Origin of the sequence: Streptomyces sp. NRRL S-118 (assembly GCF_000716335.1) — a bacterium.
Taxonomy (GTDB): Bacteria; Actinomycetota; Actinomycetes; order Streptomycetales; family Streptomycetaceae; genus Streptomyces.
The window spans coordinates 25,832-47,996 of sequence record NZ_JOBL01000104.1 but is presented as its reverse complement, the minus strand read 5'-3'; the positions used below and the strand labels follow the sequence as shown (position 1 = coordinate 47,996).

General features: G+C 72.4%; 16 protein-coding genes. 9 read left to right on the top strand and 7 right to left on the bottom strand.

From position 1 onward, the window contains the following. The first annotated feature begins 88 nt into the window (after nucleotides 1–88). On the top strand, nucleotides 89–1,318 hold the full coding sequence (gene ilvA / locus IH00_RS0101280; protein ID WP_031068584.1) for a threonine ammonia-lyase: 1,230 nt from the start codon (nucleotides 89–91) through the stop codon (nucleotides 1,316–1,318). A gap of 271 nt (nucleotides 1,319–1,589) precedes the next feature. On the opposite strand, the gene greA is transcribed toward ilvA, so the two are convergent. Then, nucleotides 1,590–2,087: a transcription elongation factor GreA gene (gene greA, locus IH00_RS0101275; RefSeq protein WP_031068582.1), complete on the bottom strand. Its 498-nt coding sequence runs from the start codon at nucleotides 2,085–2,087 to the stop codon at nucleotides 1,590–1,592. Nucleotides 2,088–2,260: 173 nt separating this feature from the next. Beyond that, on the bottom strand, nucleotides 2,261–2,671 hold the full coding sequence (locus IH00_RS0101270; RefSeq protein ID WP_031068579.1) for a DUF4307 domain-containing protein: 411 nt from the start codon (nucleotides 2,669–2,671) through the stop codon (nucleotides 2,261–2,263). Nucleotides 2,672–2,788: 117 nt separating this feature from the next. Here IH00_RS0101270 and mca point away from each other — a divergent pair, with 117 nt between their 5' ends. Both mca and IH00_RS0101260 read left to right on the top strand, forming a co-directional pair. Then, nucleotides 2,789–3,670 (top strand): mycothiol conjugate amidase Mca, encoded by an 882-nt coding sequence (mca, locus tag IH00_RS0101265; RefSeq protein WP_063835284.1) that lies wholly within the window; start codon nucleotides 2,789–2,791, stop codon nucleotides 3,668–3,670. Further along, entirely contained in the window at nucleotides 3,663–3,902 is a 240-nt protein-coding gene (locus tag IH00_RS0101260) for a hypothetical protein (protein WP_078887489.1), read from the top strand. The genes mca and IH00_RS0101260 overlap by 8 nt, the downstream gene beginning before the upstream one ends. A 173-nt stretch (nucleotides 3,903–4,075) precedes the next feature. Here the strand turns inward: IH00_RS0101260 and IH00_RS0101255 are convergent, their stop codons facing one another. Next, the gene (locus IH00_RS0101255; protein ID WP_039945971.1) at nucleotides 4,076–7,336 is read right to left on the bottom strand and encodes a tetratricopeptide repeat protein; all 3,261 of its coding nucleotides are present in this window, start codon (nucleotides 7,334–7,336) and stop codon (nucleotides 4,076–4,078) included. Between the two features lie 147 nt (nucleotides 7,337–7,483). Between IH00_RS0101255 and IH00_RS0101250 the strand changes: the two genes are divergently transcribed. From IH00_RS0101250 to IH00_RS0101230, 5 genes are all read left to right on the top strand, one after another. Continuing rightward, a complete protein-coding gene (locus tag IH00_RS0101250; RefSeq protein ID WP_031068571.1) occupies nucleotides 7,484–9,535 on the top strand; it encodes a thioredoxin domain-containing protein in 2,052 nt (683 codons plus the stop codon). A 272-nt stretch (nucleotides 9,536–9,807) separates the two neighbouring features. Next, nucleotides 9,808–11,064 (top strand): glycosyltransferase, encoded by a 1,257-nt coding sequence (locus IH00_RS0101245; RefSeq protein WP_031068569.1) that lies wholly within the window; start codon nucleotides 9,808–9,810, stop codon nucleotides 11,062–11,064. Beyond that, nucleotides 11,061–12,704 carry an ArnT family glycosyltransferase gene (locus IH00_RS0101240; protein WP_031068567.1) on the top strand — a complete coding sequence of 548 codons (1,644 nt, stop codon included), beginning with the start codon at nucleotides 11,061–11,063 and terminating at the stop codon, nucleotides 12,702–12,704. The genes IH00_RS0101245 and IH00_RS0101240 overlap by 4 nt, the downstream gene beginning before the upstream one ends. After that, the gene (locus IH00_RS0101235) at nucleotides 12,701–13,903 is read left to right on the top strand and encodes a glycosyltransferase (protein ID WP_031068565.1); all 1,203 of its coding nucleotides are present in this window, start codon (nucleotides 12,701–12,703) and stop codon (nucleotides 13,901–13,903) included. The genes IH00_RS0101240 and IH00_RS0101235 overlap by 4 nt, the downstream gene beginning before the upstream one ends. 77 nt (nucleotides 13,904–13,980) lie before the next feature. Next, entirely contained in the window at nucleotides 13,981–16,359 is a 2,379-nt protein-coding gene (locus IH00_RS0101230) for a galactose oxidase early set domain-containing protein (RefSeq protein ID WP_031068564.1), read from the top strand. 275 nt (nucleotides 16,360–16,634) lie between these two features. Here the strand turns inward: IH00_RS0101230 and IH00_RS0101225 are convergent, their stop codons facing one another. After that, nucleotides 16,635–17,267 (bottom strand): TetR/AcrR family transcriptional regulator, encoded by a 633-nt coding sequence (locus IH00_RS0101225; protein ID WP_031068563.1) that lies wholly within the window; start codon nucleotides 17,265–17,267, stop codon nucleotides 16,635–16,637. Between the two features lie 9 nt (nucleotides 17,268–17,276). After that, the gene (trhA, locus tag IH00_RS0101220) at nucleotides 17,277–18,017 is read right to left on the bottom strand and encodes a PAQR family membrane homeostasis protein TrhA (protein WP_107064378.1); all 741 of its coding nucleotides are present in this window, start codon (nucleotides 18,015–18,017) and stop codon (nucleotides 17,277–17,279) included. Between the two features lie 203 nt (nucleotides 18,018–18,220). Between trhA and IH00_RS0101215 the strand changes: the two genes are divergently transcribed. Further along, nucleotides 18,221–20,047: a phosphoenolpyruvate carboxykinase (GTP) gene (locus tag IH00_RS0101215; protein WP_031068561.1), complete on the top strand. Its 1,827-nt coding sequence runs from the start codon at nucleotides 18,221–18,223 to the stop codon at nucleotides 20,045–20,047. Between the two features lie 327 nt (nucleotides 20,048–20,374). On the opposite strand, the gene IH00_RS0101210 is transcribed toward IH00_RS0101215, so the two are convergent. Then, a complete protein-coding gene (locus tag IH00_RS0101210; protein ID WP_031068553.1) occupies nucleotides 20,375–20,791 on the bottom strand; it encodes an SCO4983 family protein in 417 nt (138 codons plus the stop codon). An 82-nt stretch (nucleotides 20,792–20,873) separates the two neighbouring features. Further along, complete coding sequence (locus tag IH00_RS0101205) at nucleotides 20,874–22,085, bottom strand: pyridoxal phosphate-dependent aminotransferase (RefSeq protein WP_031068551.1); 1,212 nt, start codon at nucleotides 22,083–22,085, stop codon at nucleotides 20,874–20,876. Nucleotides 22,086–22,165: the final 80 nt, after the last annotated feature.

The window sequence follows — 22,165 nt, the reverse complement described above, 5'->3', positions numbered from 1 at the left end:
CGGGAGTCCGTACCGGCGCTGCACGAACGTGATGGGCGGCGCTGTACGAACGTGATGAGCCGCGGCATGAGCTGCGAGACTGGCGGTCATGAGCTTCCGTACGTCACGCCCCTCACACCCGCTCATCCTCGACGACGTCCGCGGGGCGCAGAAGATGCTGTCGGGCGTGGCCCGGATGACACCGATGGAGGGCAGCAGGCACCTGTCCTCGCTGGTCGGGGCGCCCGTGCACCTCAAGTGCGAGAACCTCCAGCGGACCGGTTCGTTCAAGCTGCGCGGGGCGTACGTGCGGATCTCGGGGCTGCGCCCGGAGGAGCGGGCGGCCGGTGTCGTCGCCGCGTCGGCCGGGAACCACGCGCAGGGCGTCGCCCTCGCCTCCTCGCTGCTCGGCGTGCGCTCCACCGTCTTCATGCCGGTCGGCGCCCCGCTGCCGAAGGTGGCGGCGACCCGGGAGTACGGCGCGGACGTACGACTGCACGGACACGTGGTGGACGAGACGCTGGCCGCCGCGGAGGAGTACGCCCGGGCGACGGGCGCGGTGTTCATCCACCCCTTCGACCACCCGGACATCATCGCGGGGCAGGGCACGGTGGGGCTGGAGATCCTGGAGCAGTGCCCCGAGGTGCGCACGATCGTCGTCGGCATCGGCGGGGGCGGACTGGCGGCGGGCATCGCGGTGGCGGTGAAGGCGCTGCGTCCGGACGTGAAGGTGATCGGCGTGCAGGCGCAGGCCGCGGCGGCCTACCCGCCGTCGCTTCAGGCCGGGCGCCCGGTCGTCGTGGACACCGCGCCCACGATGGCGGACGGCATCAAGGTGGGGCGCCCCGGGGACGTGCCGTTCGCGATCGTCGAGGAGCTCGTCGACGAGGTCCGCACGGTCTCCGAGGACGCCCTGTCGTCGGCCCTCCTGCTGTGCCTGGAGCGGGCGAAGCTGGTGGTGGAGCCGGCCGGGGCGAGCCCGGTGGCCGCGCTCCTGTCCGCGCCGGAGACCTTCCTGGGCCCGGTGGTCGCGGTGCTGTCGGGCGGGAACGTGGACCCGCTGGTGCTGCAGCGCATCCTGCGGCACGGCATGTCGGCGGCGGGGCGCTACCTGAGCCTGCGGCTGCGGCTGACGGACCGGCCGGGGGCGCTGGCCACGCTGCTCGGCGTGCTGTCCGTGGTCGACGCGAACGTCCTGGACGTCGGTCACGTGCGCACCGACCCGCGCCTCGGGCTCACCGAGGTCGAGGTGGAGCTGCACCTGGAGACGAAGGGTCCGGAGCACTGCCGCGAGGTCGGGGCGGCGCTGCGGGACGCCGGGTACGTGGTGATCGGCTGAGCCGGGCCGGCGCGGGTTTCGCGAGTCGGCGCCTCGGTGTCGCGAGTCGGCGCTCCGGGTATCGCGACTCGCTGCCGTGGATATCGCGAGTCGGACCCTCGTGGTCTTCCGCACGCTCGCGGTCCGCAAGTACCGCTCGGCGGCCGCCTGAGCCGGCCGCGGGGCCGCCGGGCCACCGGCCGTGGCCGGACGGGCGCACGGGGAACGGAAAGGGGAAGGGGCCGGACCGCGCGATGCGGTCCGGCCCCTTCGCTGTTCGGGGGAAGGCCGGTCAGCCCTGGTACGGCTTGGCCTCGAGGATCTTGACGGACGCCTTCTTGCCGTTCGGCAGCTCGTACTCCGCGTCCTCGCCGACCTTCTTGCCGTTGACGCCCGAGCCGAGCGGCGACTGCGGGGAGAACGTCTCGATGTCGGAGCTCGCGTACTCGCGGGAGGCCAGCAGGAAGGTCAGGGTGTCGTCCTCGTCGCCGTCGAAGGCGATCGTGACCACCATGCCGGGCGCGACGACGCCGCTCTCCGTGGGAGCCTCACCGACCTTCGCGTGCTCCAGGAGCTGGGTCAGCTGGCGAACGCGCAGCTCCTGCTTGCCCTGCTCCTCCTTGGCCGCGTGGTACCCGCCGTTCTCGCGCAGGTCGCCCTCCTCGCGCGCAGCCGCGATCTTGGCGGCGATCTCGGTTCGCGCGGGACCAGACAGGTACTCCAGCTCGGCCTTGAGCTGGTTGTACGCCTCCTGGGTGAGCCAGGTGACGTTCTCGCTGGTCTGGGTCACAGGTGCTCCTCGTCGGTACTGGGAATACAAAGCATCGCCCTACCCAGAAGGATTCTGCCTTCCTGGATGGGCGAAACCACGAGCCTAACAATTTCGTGGGGAAAGGGGGAGGACGAAAGTCACGTATCTTTCGTCTCCGCAGGTCAGCGCGGAATCAGGCAGGGCCGTTCCGGTTACTGCGACGCCTCGGACGTGCAGCCCAGCAGCTGGGCGCTGGTCGCCTTCGCCGTCGTACGGACCGTGACGACCTCGTCGATCCGGTCCGCGGCCCGGTCGAACCGGACCTCCTTGCGGCCCACCTCGCTGCCGTCCTCCGCGAGCGCGCGCAGGGTGCAGTAGCCCCGGGCCGACGGCTCCTTGCGGACCTCCAGGTGGACGGCCACCCGGTCCTCCGCGGAGAGGTCGAACTTGATCACCTCGGCGCTGATCCTCTGGCCGGCGACGTAGTCGTACCCGAACCAGCCGATCAGGGCGAGCAGGCCGACGCCGAGGACGGAGCCGACGATCTTGAGCTTGCGGTCGGCACGCTCGTCCGCCGAGCGGCCGTAACGGCCCTCGGGCAGCCCTTCCCGTACCGCGCTCATGATCGTCCTTTCCCGCGCCGGTCCTTGCGGCGTTCGCGCGCCGGGCGACGGAATTTTCCGCGCGCCGATTCCGTCACTATAGAAGCCGCCGATGCGACCAATCGATGAGGATCCGTCTTGACTGAGCAGCTGCGACTGATGGCCGTCCACGCCCATCCCGACGACGAGTCGAGCAAGGGCGCGGCCACCATGGCCAAGTATGTGTCCGAGGGGGTGGACGTGCTGGTCGTCACGTGCACGGGCGGCGAGCGCGGCTCCATCCTCAACCCGAAGCTCCAGGGGGACAAGTACATCGAGGAGAACATCCACGAGGTACGCCGCAAGGAGATGGACGAGGCCCGCGAGATCCTCGGCGTCCGCCAGGAGTGGCTCGGCTTCGTCGACTCCGGCCTCCCGGAGGGCGACCCGCTGCCGCCGCTGCCGCAGGGCTGCTTCGCCCTGGAGGACGTCGACAAGGCGGCCGGCCGGCTGGTGAGGTCCATCCGCCGCTTCCGCCCCCAGGTCATCACGACCTACGACGAGAACGGCGGCTACCCGCACCCCGACCACATCATGACCCACAAGATCACGATGGTGGCGTTCGACGGTGCGACGGACGCCGAGAAGTACCCGGAGTCCGTGTTCGGTCCCGTCTGGCAGCCGTCGAAGGTCTACTACAACCAGGGCTTCAACCGGCCGCGCACGGTCGCGCTGCACGAGGCGCTCCTCGCCCGGGGCCTGGAGTCCCCGTACGGCGAGTGGCTGGAGCGCTGGAAGGAGTTCGAGCGCGCCGAGCGGACCCTGACCACGCACGTTCCCTGCGCCGACTTCTTCGAGATCCGCGACAAGGCCCTGATCGCGCACGCCACGCAGATCGACCCGGACGGCGGCTGGTTCCGCGTCCCGCTGGAGCTCCAGAAGGAGGTCTGGCCGACCGAGGACTACGAGCTCGCCAGGTCTGTGGTGGACACCTCCCTCCCCGAGGACGACCTCTTCGCGGGCATCCGGGACAATGCCTGACATGAGCGCACACCAGGCACTGACTCAGCTCGTCCCGATCGCCGCCAAGGAGTTCGACGAGAACAAGGTGACCCCCGGCGTCCTCGGGTTCATCGTCTTCGCCGTCATGGCGCTGGCCGTATGGATGCTGATGAAGTCGATGAACCGCCACATGGGCAAGGTCGACTTCGAAGAGGCCCCCGAGCCGGCGAAGACCGCCGGGGCCGCCAAGGCAGCCAAGGCCGCCGAGTAGACCCCGCGGGCCGGCCGCCCGTCTCGCGCTCCGGTTCCATCGACGCGTGGTGGAATCCGGCGCCCGCCCGCGGCCCCCGCGCACGGGGCCGGGTGGCCGCTGTGCGCGGTCCCGGCCCGGCCGCGGGGGTCGCCCGCGCGTCATGCGGGGCCTGGCGAGGTGGGCCCGGCGCGTCATGCGGGGCCCGGCGAGGTGGGGACGCCCATCACCTCCCGCGCCGGGCGGGCCGGGGTGAGGCCCAGCGTCCAGGCCTGCCAGGGGGACTCCAGGCGGATGCCGCGCTCCAGCACCAGGGCCCAGGCCGCGAGGCTCTCCTCCAGTCTCGGGTCGCGCGCGGGGTGCTTGCCGTCCCTCAGTGCGGTCAGCTCCTGCTGGGCGACGACCGTGCCCACGTCCACGCCGCCCGGTGAGGCGTACGGCAGCAGCGTGCAGCGCAGGAAGCGGGCCCAGTCCGCGCCGCGGCGGTCGTCGTACGAGGCGAACAGCTCCGCCGCCTCGTCGCACAGGGCGAGCGCCTGGGGCGCCCTGCTGTTGCCCGCGTCGATGACGGCCAGCTCCAGGCAGGTCCACGCCTCGCCGTGGGCCACCCCGATGCGGCGGAAGTCCGCGCGGGCGTCCACCAGCAGCTGGCGGGCGAAGCCCGAGTTGCGCAGGTTTCCCGTCTGCGCGGCGCGCTGGTCCCGGGTGAGGCGGCCCGCGTGGTGGCGGGCGCACGCCAGGCCGTAGACGTCGCGCATCCGCGAGAACATCCCGCGCGCCCGCTCCAGCTCCCGGACCGCCTCGTCGAGGTCGCCGCCCTCCTCCAGCGCCTGGCCCAGGTAGTACAGCGTCCACGCCTCACCGCGCACGTCCTCGTTCTCGCGGTGCCGTGCCAGGGCCGTCCGCAGCCGCTCCAGCGCCTCGCCCGCCTCGCCGGCCACCAGACGGGCCCGGCCCAGCTGGGTCAGCGCCCACGCCTCGCCCCGCCCGTCGTGCGTCCGCCCGTACAGGTCGAGCGCCGCGCGCAGGGCCGTCTCCGCGCGCCCCGCATCGCCCGTCCGCAGACGCGCCTGGCCCAGCTGGAAGTGCGCCCACGCCTCGCCGTGCAGCGACTCGCTCTCCCGGTGCAGCGCCAGCGACCCGTCCAGCAGGCCCAGCGCCACGGCCACGTTCCCCCGGTCCCGCTCCACCGCCGCCAGGGCGTGCATCGTCCAGGCCCGGTCCGCCGCCAGTTCCGGCGCGTCCTGCAGCGCCAGCGCCTCCCGCAACCGCGCCGCCGCCTCCGGCAGGTTGCCCTGATGGTGCAGCGTGATGCCGAGCGAGCACAGGGCCAGCGCCGCGCCCGCGTCCTGCCGGGCCTCCTGGTACAGCGAGACCACCGACGTCAGGGTCGTCCGGGCGGTGTCCAGTTCGCCCAGCTGGCGCGCCGCGATGCCCGTGCGCCACTGCACCGACCGCACCAGCAGCCCCTGGCCCACCGCCTCACTGAGCTGCTGCAGCTCGCCCAGCCGGTACAGGTCGCCCCGCAGCAGGCAGTAGTCGCACAGAGCGCCGAGCAGGTGCAGCACCGTCTGCCGGGAGACGCCCTCCGCGTGCCGCAGCGCCGCCGTGATGAACCCGGACTCGTCGTCCAGCCAGCGCAGCGCCGCGTCCAGCGACGCGAAGCCGTGCCCGTCGAAGCGGGTCCGGCCGACGCGCGTCGACATCTTGCCGTCCACCATGCGGATCACCGCGTCGGCGAGCTCCGCGTAGTTGCGGATCAACCGCTCCTGCGCGGCGGTGACCTCGCCCGGGTCCTCCTCCTCCCGCAGCCGCGCCGCCGCGAACGCCCGCACCGCGTCGTGCAGCCGGAACCGGTCACCGCGCACCTGGTCCAGCAGCCCCGCCCGCGCCAGCTCCCGCAGCCGCTGCTGCGCCTCCTCCTCCCCGGCCGCCAGCAGCGCGGCCGCCGCCGCCGCGCCCAGAGACGCCCGGCCCGCCAGCGCCAGCCGCCGCAGCAGCCGTCGCTGGTCCTCGTCCAGGTGCGTGAAGTACCGGACGGCGACCGCCCGCTCCACCGGCCCGGCGCCACCCGGCCGCCGCGCCAGCAGCCGGGCGACCTCACCCGCCGGCGCCTCCGCCCCGACCGCCGCCCCCACCACCCGCAGCGCCAGCGGCAGCCCGCCGCACAGCTGCCGCAGCCGCTCCGTGGCCTGCGCGTCGTAGGGGCCCGGCTCCCGGTCCGCTGCCGCCTCCCGCAGCAGCTCCTCGGTCCCCGCCTCGTCCAGGCCGCCCACCGCCAGCCGGTGCACCCACGCCGGCACGTCCTCGCCCAGCTCCAGCGGTTCGCGCGCCGTCACCAGCACCAGGCTGTCGGAGCGCTCCGGGATGAGCGTGCGCACCTGGCGGGCGTCGTGCGCGTCGTCCAGCACCACCGCGACCGGCAGCCCGGTCAGATGCTGGTGGTACACCTCGGCCAGCCTGCGCACCTGGTGTTCCGCCGACGAGGAGTCCCGCATCAGCAGTTGCTCGCGCGGCGCGCCCAGCCGGTTCAGCACGTTCAGCAGCGCGTCGCGTGTCGTCAGCGGCGTCTCGTGGCCGCCCGCGCCGCGCAGGTCCACCAGGCACGCGCCGCGGAACAGGTCGCGCAGCCGGTGCGCCGCCCGCACGGCCAGGGCGGTGCGGCCCGCGCCGGGCTCGCCGTGCAGCAGCACCACCACCGGGCGGGTCTCGGTGGAGGCCCGCGCCGCCCGCACCCACCGCTCGATCTGCTCCAGCTCCGAGCGCCGACCCGCGAAGGGCGCGTCCGGCTCCGGAAGGTGCCCGTAGGACTGCTCCAGGGCAGCGCGCCGGCGGGAGACCGCGCTGCGGTCGAGCCCCCGCAGCTGCGGCGCCGCCTTCGGCTCGGGTTTCTTCAGGGCGGCCGCCGCCAGCATCCGCTGCTGGTCGAGGAACGGGCGGATGCCCCGCACCTCCAGCGCCGTCAGCCACTCCAGCCGTAACTGCTCCGGGCCGCCCGGCCGGCTCAGGGCGGCCGCCCTGCGGTGTGCGGCCGGCCAGTGTCCGGCGGTCGCCTTCAGCACCGTCGTCGCGGCCCCGGCGGCCGCCACCACCGCACCGGCGCCCAGCGCCGTGCCCGAAGTCGTGCCCAGAGCCAGGTCCGCGCCCACCGCCGCGGCCGCCGCGACGGCCGTCACCAGCGCGGACGTGCCCATCACCGGGCCGCGCAGCCGTTCCGCCGGCGACTGCTGCCCGGCCTGCGCCTCCTCCAGCGCCCGGACGTACGCCTCGTACTCCTCGGCCGCGGGCGCCGCCAGTCCCTCCAGCGCGGCACGCCCGCGTGCCAGCAGCACCGCCGCGTCGGCCCGGCCGCCCGAGCGCCGGACCTCCTCCTCCACGGCGCGCACCAACAGCCGCTCCACTTCCCCGCGATGGCCGTCCCGCAGGTGTCCGTCCCGCATCCGCTCGTCGCGCATGTGCGTCCCCCTCCGCCGCGTTCCGTCAGCAGGCCCGGCGACAAGTGTCCGTCGTACGGACGATCGGCGCGAGGGCCTGTGGACAACCCCGCGGCGGGCCGGGGCGCCGGGTCCGCTTCCCCCGCCCCGTCCGGCAGGATGGGTGGTATGGCGAACCGACTGGCCCATGAGACGTCCCCGTACCTCCTCCAGCACGCCGACAATCCGGTCGACTGGTGGCCCTGGTCGGAGGAGGCCTTCGCGGAGGCCCGGCGCCGTGGTGTACCCGTGCTGCTGAGCGTCGGCTACAGCTCGTGCCACTGGTGTCACGTCATGGCGCACGAGTCGTTCGAGGACGCGGCCACCGCCACCTACCTCAACGAGCACTTCGTGCCGGTCAAGGTCGACCGCGAGGAGCGGCCGGACGTCGACGCGGTGTACATGGAGGCCGTGCAGGCCGCCACCGGCCAGGGCGGCTGGCCCATGACGGTGTTCCTCACGCCGGAGGCCGAGCCGTTCTACTTCGGTACGTACTTCCCGCCGTCGCCCCGCCACGGCATGCCCTCCTTCCAGCAGGTACTGGAGGGCGTCCGGGCGGCCTGGACGGACCGGCGCGAGGAGGTCGGCGAGGTCGCCGGCAACATCGTGCGGGAGCTGTCGGGGCGCTCCCTGGCGTTCGGCGGGGCCGGCGCGCCCGGCGAGCAGGAGACGGCGCAGGCGCTGCTGGGGCTGACCCGCGACTACGACGCGCGGTACGGGGGCTTCGGCGGGGCGCCCAAGTTCCCGCCGTCCATGGTGGTCGAGTTCCTGCTGCGCCACCACGCCCGCACCGGGGCGGAGGGCGCGCTGCAGATGGCCGCCGACACGTGCGAGGCCATGGCGCGCGGCGGGATCTACGACCAGCTCGGCGGCGGGTTCGCCCGCTACTCGGTGGACCGCGAGTGGGTCGTGCCGCACTTCGAGAAGATGCTCTACGACAACGCCCTGCTGTGCCGCGTCTACGCGCACCTGTGGCGGGCCACCGGCAGCGATCTGGCCCGGCGGGTCGCGCTGGAGACGGCCGACTTCATGGTGCGCGAACTGCGCACCGCCGAGGGCGGTTTCGCCTCCGCGCTCGACGCGGACAGCGACGACGGCACGGGCAGGCACGTCGAGGGCGCCTACTACGTGTGGACCCCCGGGCAGCTGCGCGAGGTGCTGGGCGAGGAGGACGCCGCGTACGCCGCCCGGTACTTCGGCGTCACCGACGAGGGCACCTTCGAGCACGGCTCCTCCGTCCTCCGGCTGCCGCAGAGCGCCGGGGTCGCCGACGCCGAGCGGGTCGAGCGGATCCGCCGGCGGCTCCTCGACGCCCGCGACCGGCGCCCGCGCCCCGGCCGTGACGACAAGGTGGTCGCCGCCTGGAACGGGCTCGCGATCGCCGCCCTCGCGGAGACCGGCGCCTACTTCGACCGCCCCGACCTGGTCGAGCGGGCCACCGAGGCCGCCGATCTGCTCGTACGGCTCCACATGGACAGCACCGCACGCCTCTCCCGCACCTCCAGGGACGGGCAGGCCGGCGCCAACGCCGGGGTGCTGGAGGACTACGGCGACGTGGCGGAGGGCTTCCTCGCCCTGGCGGCCGTGACCGGCGAGGGCGTGTGGCTGGAGTTCGCCGGGTTCCTGCTGGACATCGTGCTGGACCGGTTCACCGGGGAGGACGGCGCGCTCTACGACACGGCCCACGACGCCGAGCAGCTGATCCGCCGCCCGCAGGACCCCACCGACAACGCCGCGCCGTCCGGCTGGACCGCCGCGGCCGGGGCGCTGCTCGCGTACGCCGCGCACACCGGCTCCGAGGCGCACCGCACCGCCGCCGAGGGGGCCCTCGGCGTGGTCAAGGCGCTCGGCCCGCGCGCGCCCCGCTTCATCGGCTGGGGCCTCGCCGTCGCCGAGGCGCTGCTCGACGGGCCGCGCGAGGTCGCGGTGGTGGGCGACCCGGACGACCCGGACGCCCGCGCGCTGCACCGCGCGGCGCTGGTCGCCGCCGCTCCCGGCGCCGTCGTCGCGTACGGGCGGCCGGGCGAGGAGGACCGTGACGACGTGGAGTTCCCGCTGCTCAGGGACCGTCCGCTGGTCGGCGGGCGGCCGGCCGCGTACGTCTGCCGCCACTTCGTCTGCGACGCGCCCACCACGGACGTGGCCGGTCTCGAGGGGAAACTGTCCAGCGGACCCCGCTAACGATGTTTTTATCGGGATAGCCCCCTGAGTGTCGGTCCTGGCCTCTATCCTCGTCGGCATGAGGAGTTGAGAAGACTCCGCGCGCGTTCTGGGGAGGGCGCGGGCGGACGTCGTGTGGGGGCGTCGACGGCCAGGGGGGTCCTGCCGCGATTCGCCCCGAAGTGCCTTTGCACCTACCGAAGTGCCTTTGGGGATTGACTCGTCCTGCGGTGGCAGCGCCGTGCCCGGCTGCGCGCCCGCGCCGTCGCGACGGGTCCGAGGGGGGACCTTTCGTGCTCGTATCGCTGTTCGTCGCTGCCGTCTCGCTCGCGCTGTTCTGGATGGCCGCGTTCACGCTCTGGTGGCAGATGCACGCCTGGCGCACGCCGGAGACGCTCGCCGCCACCCGTTTCGCCAGTCCTGACGGCCGACAGGGCCTGTCGTTCTCGCTGTTGCTGCCCGCCCGGCACGAACAGCTCGTCCTGGAACACACCATCGACCGGCTCCGGGAGTCCAGCCACCGCGACTTCGAGATCATCGTGATCGTCGGTCACGACGACCCGGAGACCGCCGAGGTCGCCGAGCGGGCCGCCGCCCGCGACCCCGGCCGCGTACGGGTCGTCGTCGACACCCACGCCACCAAGAACAAGCCCAAGGCGCTCAACACGGCGCTGCCGCACTGCCGCGGCGACGTGGTGGGCGTCTTCGACGCCGAGGACCAGGTCCACCCCGAGCTGCTCGCCCACGTCGACCACGCCTTCACCGCCACCGGCGCCGACGTCGTCCAGGGCGGTGTCCAGCTCATCAACTTCCACTCCAGCTGGTACTCCCTGCGCAACTGCCTGGAGTACTTCTTCTGGTTCCGCTCCCGCCTCCACCTGCACGCCGCGAAGGGCTTCATCCCCCTGGGCGGCAACACCGTCTTCGTCCGCACCGACGTGCTGCGCGAGGCGGGCGGCTGGGACCGGAACTGCCTCGCCGAGGACTGCGACCTGGGCGTCCGCCTGTCCAGCAAGGGCAAGAAGGTCGTCGTCGCGTACGACGCCGACATGGTCACCCGCGAGGAGACCCCCGGCACCCTGATGAGCCTGCTCAAGCAGCGCACCCGCTGGAACCAGGGCTTCCTCCAGGTCTACCGGAAGAAGGACTGGCGCCAGCTGCCCACCCTCGGGCAGCGGATGCTCGCCCGCTACACCCTGATGACACCGTTCATGCAGGCGTTCACCGGTGTCGTCATCCCGCTCAACGCCGCGATCGCGTTCTTCCTCGACGTGCCCGTCGGCATCGCCTTCATCACCTTCCTCCCCCTGATCACCGCCCTGGTGACGTTCGTCTTCGAGATCGTCGGGCTGCACGACTTCGGCCGGCAGTACGGACTGCGGGTCCGGTTCGTCCACTACCTCAAGCTCATCGTCGGCGGCCCCTTCTACCAGCTGCTGCTGGCGGGCGCGGCCGTGCGCGCGGTCTGGCGCGAACAGCGCGGCCGCAACGAGTGGGAGCTCACCAGCCATGTCGGCGCGCACCTCGTCCGGGAGGAAGCCACCCGATGACCGCCACGCTGCCGGCCGCGAGCCCCGCGGCCCCCGAGCCCGCCGCCCCGCCGGCCCCGCCCGCGCCGCTCGACAAGAGACGGCTCCTCATCCGGCCCGTCGTCCGCTTCCGCGGCTCACGCCCCGACCTCGTCCTGTGCGGTGTGCTGCTGGCCGCGATCCTGCTCGTGCAGGGCTGGAACATCCAGCAGTACCCCACCCTCAGCGACGACGAAGGCACCTACCTGGCCCAGGCATGGGCCGTGCAGAACGGCCACGGCCTCGCCCACTACACCTACTGGTACGACCACCCGCCGCTCGGCTGGATGCAGCTCGCGGCGCTCACCTGGATACCCTCCCTGATCGCCCCCGAGTCCATGACGGTCGCCCCCATGCGCTGCGCGATGCTGGTGGTCGGCGCCGCCTCCGCGGTCATGCTGTACGTGCTGGCGCGCCGGCTGTGGCTGCCGCGCTGGGCCGCCGGGCTGGCCATGGCGCTGTTCGGGCTCTCCCCGCTCTCCGTCGTCCTCCAGCGGGAGATCTTCCTCGACAACCTCGCCGTGATGTGGATGCTGCTGGCGTTCTGCCTCGCCGCCTCGCCCAGCCGCCACCTGTGGCACCACTTCGGGGCCGGGCTCGCCGCCGCCGTCGCCGTGCTCACCAAGGAGACGATGCTCGTCGTCCTGCCGGCGCTGCTGGTGACCATGTGGCGCTACAGCCACCGCGACACCCGCAAGTTCGCCGTCACCGGCGCCGTCACCGCCTGCGTGCTGATCGGCCTGTCCTACCCGCTGTTCGCGCTGCTGAAGGGCGAACTGCTGCCCGGCGCCGGGCACGTCTCGCTGTGGGAGGGCGTCACCTACCAGATGAGCCGGCCCGGTTCGGGGTTCATCCTCACCGACGGCAGCGGCTCCAACGGCGTCCTGGACTCCTGGCTGTACTACGACCGCGTGCTGCCGCTCGGCGGCCTCGCCGGCGCCGCCCTGCTCCTGGCCACCGTCCGCTGGTCGGTCACCGCGCGGGCGCTGGCCGGACCCGCCCTGGCGGTCGCCGTCCTGGCGCTCGTCGCGATGCGACCCTCCGGCTACCTGCCCGCCATGTACGTCATCCAGGCGCTGCCCTTCCTGGCCCTGGTCCTCGCCGGAGGCGCGGCGAGCGTCGCCCACGCCGTGCTCCGCAAGGGCCGGCCCCTGCCCCGGCTGGTGCCCGTCCGCAGGACCGTCGCGGTACTGCTCGCCGCCGTCGCCGCCGCGTACGTCCTGCCGCGCTGGTACGACGGCGACCGCACGGCCATGACCGCCGACGCCAACGCCCCCTACCGCGCCGCGGCCTCCTGGCTCGGCCGCGAGGTGGACGACCCGGCCGGCGCGCGCGTGCTGGTCGACGACGCGCTCTGGCTCGACCTGGTCCACGCCGGGTACCGCCCCGGCCTGGGCGTCATCTGGTTCTACAAGGCCGACCTCGACCCGGCGGTGACCAGGACCATGCCCCGCGGCTGGCAGGACCTCGACTACGTGGTCGCCTCCCCGACCGTACGGCGCGACGCCCGCGACCTGCCCAACGTCGCGGCGGCGCTGCGGCACTCGACGCCCGTCGCCACCTTCGGCGTGGGCGAGGAACGCATCGAGATCCGGAAGATCACCGGAGCGGAGGCCCGTTGACCATCCAGCCCACCGGAGCCGAACAGGCCACCCCCGTCACGGCGGACCCCGCCGAACCGGGCGCCGTCACCGTCGTCATCCCCACCTACAACGAGTCCGGCAACGTGCGGGAGCTGCTGCGGCGCATCGCCGACGCGGTGCCCGCCCGCATCCCCTGCGAGGTCGTCTTCGTCGACGACTCCACCGACGACACCCCCGCCGTGATCGCCGACGCGGCGCGGGACTGCGCCTTCCCCCTCTCCGTCATCCACCGCGACACGCCCGAGGGGGGCCTCGGCGGAGCCGTCGTCGCCGGCCTGAAGGCGGCCGCGTCGGAGTGGATCGTCGTCATGGACGCCGACCTCCAGCACCCGCCCGACCTCGTCCCCGACCTCGTCGCCACCGGCGAGAAGGAAGGGGCCGACCTGGTGGTTGCCAGCCGGTACCTGCCGGGCGGCAGCCGCGCCGGACTCGCGGGCGGCTACCGCGTCGCCGTCTCGCGCGGCGCGACGTGGCTCGCCAAGGGGCTCTTCCCGCGCGCGCTGCGCGGCATCAGCGACCCGATGAGCGGCTTCTTCGCCGTCCGCCGCGACGCCGTCACCACCGACGCCCTCAAGCCCCTCGGCTACAAGATCCTGCTGGAGCTGGCGGTGCGGTGCCGGCCGCGCCGGGTGGCCGAGGTGCCGTTCGTCTTCCAGGAGCGGTTCGCCGGCGCATCGAAGTCCACCGCGAAGGAGGGGCTGCGCTTCCTGCGCCACCTCGTCGAGCTGCGCACCGCCTCCCCGCTCGCCCGGATGGCAGCCTTCGGACTGATCGGCCTCACCGGCTTCGTACCGAACCTGGCCGCCCTGTACGCACTGACCGGCGCCGGACTGCACTACCTCCCCGCCGAGATCCTCGCCAATCAGTTCGGCGTCGCCTGGAACTTCCTCCTCATCGAGGTGCTGCTGTTCCGCGACCGCCGCCACCACCGGCACCGGGCGGACCGGATCGGGCGGTTCGCGCTGCTCGCCAACGCCGACCTGGTGCTGCGCCTCCCGCTCATCGCCCTGTTCGTCGGGCAGCTCCACCTCGCGGTGCTGCCCGCCACCGCCCTCGCGCTGCTGACCACGTTCGTCCTGCGCTTCGCCGGGACCGAGGCGCTGGTCTACCTGCCGCGCAAGGGCCGCCCGGGTACCGGCCCCACGGCCGGGAGCCGCACAGGAAGGAAGGTTCGATGAAACCACCCGGACGCCCGCCCGCCCCGTCCCGCACCCCCCGGCGCAGGAGAACGGCCGCGCTGCTCGCCGTCGGCGCCATGACCTCCGGGCTCCTCCTGGCCGCCCAGCCCCCGGCCGCGGCCGGGATCAACCTCATCAAGAACCCCGGCTTCGAGACCCCGGGCACCGACCACACCGGCATGCCGCAGTGCTGGTCCAGGTCCGGCTGGGGCGACAACGACTTCACCTTCTCCACCACCACCGACGCCCGCTCCGGCACCGCCGCCATGAAGGTCGAGCTGACCCGCCGGGTCTACGGCGACCGCAAGGCCCTGATCACCGAATCGGACGCCTGCGCCCCGGCCGTCGTCGCCGAGCGGCAGTACGACCTGTCCCTCTGGTACAAGTCGACGACCCCGGACGCGGCGATCACCCTGTTCCGGCGCGACACCACCGGCGGCTGGCAGTACTGGACCGACCTCAAGACCCTGCCGACGGCCGGCGCGTACACCCGCGCCGAGGTGCGCACCCCCGTGGTGCCGCCCGGCACCGACAAGATCGCCTGGGGTGTCTCCGTCTTCGGCACCGGCAGCGTCACCACCGACGACTACGTGATGGAGGAGGTCGCCCCGCCGGCGCCGGACCCGGTGTGCACCGGCACGGCGGAGGAGTGCGCCAAGGGCAAGTGGGAGGTCCTGCCTACCAGGAACCCGGTCCGCTCCATGCACTCCGTCGTGCTGCGCAACGGAAAGGTGCTGCTGATCGCCGGTTCCGGCAACGACCCGGAGAGGTTCAGGGCCGGCACCTTCACCTCCGCCGTGTACGACCCGGCGAACGGCTCCTTCAGGACGATCCCCACCCCCGCCGACATGTTCTGCGCCGGCCATGTGCAGCTGTCCGACGGCCGGGTGCTGGTGATGAGCGGCAACAAGGGCTACCCCTCCGCCGACGGGAAGATCGGCTACCAGGGCCTGAAGGACTCGTACGTCTTCGACCCCGCCACCGAGACGTACACCAGGACCAACGACATGCACGACGGGCACTGGTACCCGTCGGCGACGATCCTCGGCAACGGCGACGTGATCTCCTTCGGGGGCCTGAAGGAGGACTCGACCGGCAATGTGACGGCGGAGAAGTTCTCGGCCGTGCAGAACAGGTGGCTGCCGATCAACGAGGTCAAGCAGACCTGGTCGTACTGGGGCCTGTACCCGTCCATGATCCTGATGCAGGACGGGCGGCTGTTCTACTCCGGCAGCCACACCTTCGGCAACGGAACGCCGGGCACGGGCGCCTCGATCTACGACTACGACGCCAACACCATCACCGACGTACCCGGCCTGAGGAACAAGGACGAGCGGGACGAGTCGGCGAGCGTCCTGCTGCCGCCCGCCCAGGACCAGCGGGTGCTGACCATCGGCGGTGGCAACAACGAGCGCAACCCCGCCGCCAACCGGCTCACCGACATCATCGACCTCAAGCAGCCGAACCCGCAGTACGTCGCGGGGCCGCCGCTCCCGCAGGGCCTGGTCGACCAGGGCGCGGGCAAGCGGCCGCAGACCGGCGACGAGGGCAAGATGTACGTCTCGGCCGTGCTGCTGCCCGACGGCAAGGTCCTGGAGACCGGCGGCGCCCTGCACGACCGTGCCGACCCGGTGTACGAGGCGTCGATCTTCGACCCGGCCACCGACACGTACCAGGCCGGCATGGCCGCCGACCCGGTGCCGCGCGGATACCACTCGTCGGCGTTCCTGCTGCCCGACGGCCGGGTGATGGCGGTCGGCGACAACCCCGGCAACGGCTCGTACAACCACGACGTGTCGCTCTACACGCCGCCGTACCTGCTCAAGGGCCCGCGCCCGCGGATCACCTCGGTGATCGACGGCCGCTGGAACTACGGCGACACCCAGCGCATCACCGTCGACCGGCCGATCGCCAAGGCGGAGCTGATCCGGCCGGCCGCCGTGACCCACTCCTCCGACCCCAACCAGCGGTTCGTCGACCTGCCCATGAGCGTGATCGACGACAGGACGGTCGACCTGAACGTCACCGGCAATCCGAACCTCGCCCCGCCCGGCTGGTACATGCTCTTCGCGGTCGACGCCAACGGCATCCCGTCCGTCGCCCAGTGGGTGCACCTGGGCGGACCGGCCGCGATGGCCGCGGAGGCGGAGCGGACGGCGCACGTCCACGACTTCGCCGGGGACCTCGCCGCCGCGCCGAAGAAACCGCTGAAGAAGCGGGACTCCGTTCCGGTGAGTCCGCGGATCGCCGGGTGCGACCGGCACTACGGCTCGGCCGGGGTGTGCGTGCCGACGGTGTTCCCCCGGTCGGTGAAGGCGACGACGAAGGCCCGCTGCGACTGGCTGGCCTCGCACGACTACGGGCGCCTGAAGGTCAACGGCAAGGACGACCCGCTCCGGCTGGACCCGGACCGGGACGGTCTGGCCTGCGGGAAGGGGGACACCCGGAGGCGCTAGGCAGCGTCCGCGCGGACAGGTTGATCCCTGGCCGCACGGCCGCACGGAACGGGGGAGTGCCGGCCGGGGCCCATCCCGGCCGGCACTCCCCGCCGTCCGGGGCAGGAGCGGGCTCGGTCCGCGCTCCGGTGCCGCCCGAGTGCGCGGTGCGGTCCGAGTGCGCGGTGCCGTCCGCGGCCAGCGGCGGAACCGGGAGTACGGGCCGGCCCGGGCGCCGTGCCGCTCGGGCACATCCCGCCCGGCCCGCCGGCCGGACGGGACGGTGCGGACACGTCCTAGAGGGCCTGGAGGGAGTGCCGGCCGCCGAGGGTGTCGAAGGCGCGGTCGATGAGCGCGACCAGGTCGTCCTGCTGGTCGCGCTCGGCCCAGTGGACCGTCACCTCGCGCAGGGCGCCCATCACGGCGGCGGTGAAGACCCGCACCTCCAGGTCGTCCGCCGCCCGGCCGGTCCGGTCGGCCAGCACCTGCGACAGCAGCCGCGAGGACTCCGCCATGGCCTCGGTCATCCGGGCGCGTACGGCCGGCACCCGCGCCAGCAGTACGGCCCGCTGCCGCATCAGCTCGGGCTCGTGCCGCAGGACGCCGGCCACGGCTTCCCGGAACACGGCGCGCAGCGAGTCCAGCGGCTCCTCCCCGGCCGGGCGGGCCCGCAGCGCGTCGGCGACCGGGCCGTACTCATCGGTGAGGACGATGTCCTCCTTGGCCGGGAAGTACCGCACCACCGTGCTGGGCGAGACCTCCGCCGCCTCCGCGATCTGCTCGATCGTGGTCGCCTCGTACCCCCGCTCGGCGATCAGCCGGTACGCGGCCCGCCGGATCGCCAGACGGGTCTTGAGCTTCTTGCGCTCACGCAGGCCCATGGGCGGATGCGCGTCGGCGAGGGAGGGGCGGGCGGCCATGGAACCCATTGTTCCGGCTCACGCGTGCTGGTACGCCACGAGCGAGATCCCGACGTAGTGGACGACGAACGCCGCCAGGGTGAGAGCGTGGAAGACCTCGTGGAAGCCGAACCACCGCGGTGACGGGTCCGGCCGCTTGAAGCCGTACACCACGCCGCCCAGGCTGTAGAGCACCCCGCCGACGATCACCAGGACCAGCACCGCGACGCCGCCCTTGTGCAGGAAGTCCGGCAGGAAGAAGACGGCCGCCCAGCCCATGGCGATGTAGCAGGGCGTGTAGAGCCAGCGCGGGGCGCCGACCCAGAACACCCGGAAGGCGATTCCCGCCACCGCAGCCGCCCAGACCGCCCACAGCAGCACCCGCCCGGTGGAGTCGGGGAGGAGCAGCAGCGTCAGCGGGGTATAGGTGCCCGCGATGATCAGGAAGATATTGGCGTGGTCGAGCCGGCGCAGGACGGCCGTGGCGCGCGGGCCCCAGTCACCCCGGTGGTACAGCGCGCTCACCCCGAAGAGGGCACAGGCGGTCAGCATGTAGACGCCGCAGGCGATCCGGCCGCGTGTGGAGTCGGCCAGGGCGGTGAGGACGATGCCCGCGATCAGGACCGCGGGGAACATGCCGGCGTGCAGCCATCCGCGCAGCCGCGGCTTCAGCACGGCGGCCGCGGCCGACACGGAGGTGGTCACCGAGGAGGTGGCGGAGGTGTGCGCGGACGGGCGCGGGTCGTCGTCGGTCACTTCGGGCATGGCCGATGCAGTCATACCGGAATGCTACCTACGCATGAGTAGGTGGGGACCTGAGTGGCAATGCTCACGTGAGAGGCCCTCTGGACATATGCGCAACGGACGCGGATGATCAGATGAGTGCGGTCGGCACCGGATGAGCGCCAGATCAACCACGTGAAGCGTCCGGGTCGCAGCCCCCACGGGGCAGAAAACCTAAAACCCCTCAACAAGGAGCAATCGTGGCGCGCGACAACGCGGCTCCCTCCACCGTCGTCCCGACCAACCACCAGGAACTGATCTCCTGGGTCGACGAGATCGCAGCAATCACGCAGCCGGACGCCGTCGTCTGGTGCGACGGTTCCGAAGCCGAGTACGAGCGCCTGTGCGAGGAGCTCGTCGCCAAGGGCACCTTCCGCAAGCTGGACCCGACCTCGCGCCCGAACTCGTACTACGCCGCGTCCGACCCCTCCGACGTGGCACGCGTCGAGGACCGCACCTTCATCTGCTCCGAGAAGGAGGAGGACGCGGGCCCGACCAACCACTGGAAGGCCCCCGCCGAGATGCGGGAGATCTTCACCGGGGACGAGGGAATCTTCCGCGGCTCCATGAAGGGCCGCACGATGTACGTCGTGCCCTTCTGCATGGGCCCGGTCGGCTCGCCGCTCTCCGCCATCGGTGTCGAGATCACCGACTCCGCGTACGTCGCCGTCTCCATGCGCACCATGACCCGCATGGGCCGCGCCGTCCTGGACGAGCTCGGCGAGGACGGCTTCTTCGTCAAGGCCGTCCACACCCTCGGTGCCCCGCTGGAGCCCGGCCAGGAGGACGTGCCCTGGCCCTGCAACACGACCAAGTACATCTCGCACTTCCCCGAGAGCCGCGAGATCTGGTCGTACGGCTCCGGCTACGGCGGCAACGCCCTGCTCGGCAAGAAGTGCTACGCCCTGCGCATCGCCTCCGTCATGGCCCGCGACGAGGGCTGGCTCGCCGAGCACATGCTGATCCTCAAGCTCACCCCGCCGCAGGGCGAGTCGAAGTACGTCGCCGCGGCCTTCCCGTCGGCCTGCGGCAAGACCAACCTCGCGATGCTGGAGCCCACGATCTCCGGCTGGACGGTCGAGACGATCGGCGACGACATCGCGTGGATGCGGTTCGGCGAGGACGGCCGGCTGTACGCCATCAACCCCGAGGCGGGTTTCTTCGGCGTCGCGCCCGGCACCGGGGAGCACACCAACGCCAACGCCATGAAGACCCTGTGGGGCAACGCGGTCTTCACGAACGTCGCGCTCACCGACGACAACGACGTGTGGTGGGAGGGCATGACCGAGGAGGCGCCCAAGCACCTCACGGACTGGAAGGGCAACGACTGGACGCCGGACTCCGAGACCCCGGCCGCCCACCCCAACGCCCGCTTCACCGTCCCGGCCTCGCAGTGCCCGATCATCGCACCCGAGTGGGAGGACCCCAAGGGCGTGCCGATCTCGGCGATCCTCTTCGGCGGCCGCCGCGCCTCGGCCGTCCCCCTGGTGACCGAGTCCTTCGACTGGCAGCACGGCGTCTTCCTCGGTGCGAACGTCGCTTCCGAGAAGACCGCCGCCGCCGAGGGCAAGGTCGGCGAACTGCGCCGCGACCCGTTCGCCATGCTGCCGTTCTGCGGCTACAACATGGGCGACTACATGGCCCACTGGATCAAGGTCGGCAAGGACGCCGACCCGGCCAAGCTGCCGAAGATCTACTACGTGAACTGGTTCCGCAAGAACGACGCGGGCAAGTTCGTCTGGCCCGGCTTCGGTGAGAACAGCCGCGTCCTGAAGTGGATCGTCGAGCGCCTCGACGGCAAGGCCGAGGGCGTCGAGACGCCGATCGGCATCCTGCCGACCAAGGAGGCCCTGGACACCGACGGTCTCGACCTGCCCGAGGAGGACCTCGACTTCCTGCTCAAGGTCGACACCGAGGTCTGGCGCGAGGAGGCCGCCCTGGTGCCCGACCACCTCAACACCTTCGGCGACCACACGCCGAAGGAGCTGTGGGACGAGTACCGCGCGCTGGTCGCCCGCCTGGGCTGACCCGACGGACCTCGTGGCGGGTCAGCCCGACATCCGCCCTGACCTGTGGGTTCACGAATGACCCGCCGCGATGCAATCGGCCCCCGAAGCACCCTCAGGCTTCGGGGGCCGATCCTTTTCCGGCCCTTCCGGCCCTTCCAGGACGACGCTGCTCCGCGGACGCTCCCAGGGTCCGGCGTCAGGATTCCGCCCGGTGGGTGGCACCCGGTCCGCGCGCCGAAACGGGCGCGGACCGGGGCCGTCATGGGGTGTCCCGGCCCCGCGGGCCGGGTGAGGGGCCCGGGGTGCCTCGGGCGGGCGGCGAAGGGACGCCGTTCCGCCGTTCCCTCAGGCCGCGCCCGCGGTGGCGACCGGACTCCGCCGGTCGTCCCGCAGCTCGTCGAGTGCGGCGGTGTGCGCGTCCATGCGCTCGGCGGCGAGGATCGCGGCGGCCGTGTCGGCCCGGGAGGCGGCGACGACCAGTGCCCGGCCCGCCAGCGTGTGCGCCCGGCGGTGCAGGGCCACCGGGTCGGCGCCGGTGAGGCCCGCGTGCCGTGCGGGCGGCGCGCCGCGCAGCCGCGCGACCTGCTGGGCGATCCGGTCCGCCGCCACGCCGTCGTCGAGCTCGTCGGTGACGGCGAGCAGCGCGGCGAGGTGTCCGGCGAGCTGGATGTCCAGCTCCTCCTCGCGGGAGCGGTGCGGAATGCGGTCCTGGGCGTCGTCGGCCATCCGGTGGACCGACTTGGTGCGGATCGGTTCGTACATGGTGGACGGCCTCCTGCTCTTCGTCAGGAGACCATCCTACATTGGATTCTGTCTAAAGTTGAGTCTGCGCCAAGTGGGGGGCTCAGGGCTGGCCGTAGCCGTCCAGGAAGTTTCCGATCCTGGTCACCGCGTCCGCCAGGTCCGTCGCGTTCGGCAGCGTCACGATCCGGAAGTGGTCCGGCTCGTGCCAGTTGAAGCCCGTGCCGTGCACCACCATGATCTTCTCGGCCCGCAGCAGGTCCAGCACCATCTGCCGGTCGTCCTTGATCTTGAAGACGTTCGGGTCCAGCCGTGGGAACAGGTACAGCGCACCCTTCGGCTTCACGCACGTCACGCCCGGGATCTGCACCAGCAGCTCGTACGCCACGTCCCGCTGCTCCAGCAGCCGGCCGCCCGGCTGGACCAGGGACTCTATCGACTGCCGGCCCTGCAGCGCCGCGGCGATCGCGTGCTGCGCCGGCATGTTGGCGCACAGCCGCATGTTGGCCAGGATGGTCAGGCCCTCGATGTACGAGGAGGCGTGCGCCTTCGGCCCGCACACCGCCATCCAGCCGCTGCGGTAACCGGCCACCCGGTAGTTCTTCGACATGCCGTTGAAGGTCAGCACCAGCAGGTCGGGGGCGAGCGCGGCGGTCGGCGTGTGGGTGACGCCGTCGTACAGGATCTTGTCGTAGATCTCGTCCGAGCAGACGACCAGGTTGTGCCGGCGGGCGATCTCCGTCAGGCCGCGCAGCATCTCGTCGTCGTACACCGCACCCGTCGGATTGTTCGGGTTGATGATGACGATGGCCTTGGTCCGGTCGGTGACCTTGCGCTCGATGTCGGCGAGATCGGGCATCCAGTCCGCCTGCTCGTCGCAGCGGTAGTGCACCGCCGTACCGCCGGCGAGGGACACGGACGCCGTCCACAGCGGATAGTCCGGCGCCGGTACGAGCACCTCGTCGCCGTCGTCGAGCAGCGCCTGCATCGACATCTGGATGAGTTCCGAGACGCCGTTGCCGAGGTAGATGTCCTCGACCGACAGCGGGATGCCCTTGGTCTCGTAGTGGCTCATGATCGCCCGCCGGGCCGACAGCAGCCCCTTCGCGTCCCCGTAGCCGTGCGACTCGCCGAGGTTGCGCAGCATGTCCTCGAGGATCGCGGGCGGGCACTCGAAACCGAAGGCGGCGGGGTTGCCGGTGTTCAGCTTGAGGATGCGGTGACCTGCAGCCTCCAGCCGCATCGCCTCCTCGAGCACCGGGCCCCGGATTTCGTAACAGACGTTGGCGAGCTTCGTGGACTGGATCACCTGCATGCCGCGAGCTTACGGCGGCGGGCGGCGGGACGCCTCGTGTTTTGTGCCACTGGACCCGTACGGGCGGGGTGCGCGGGGCA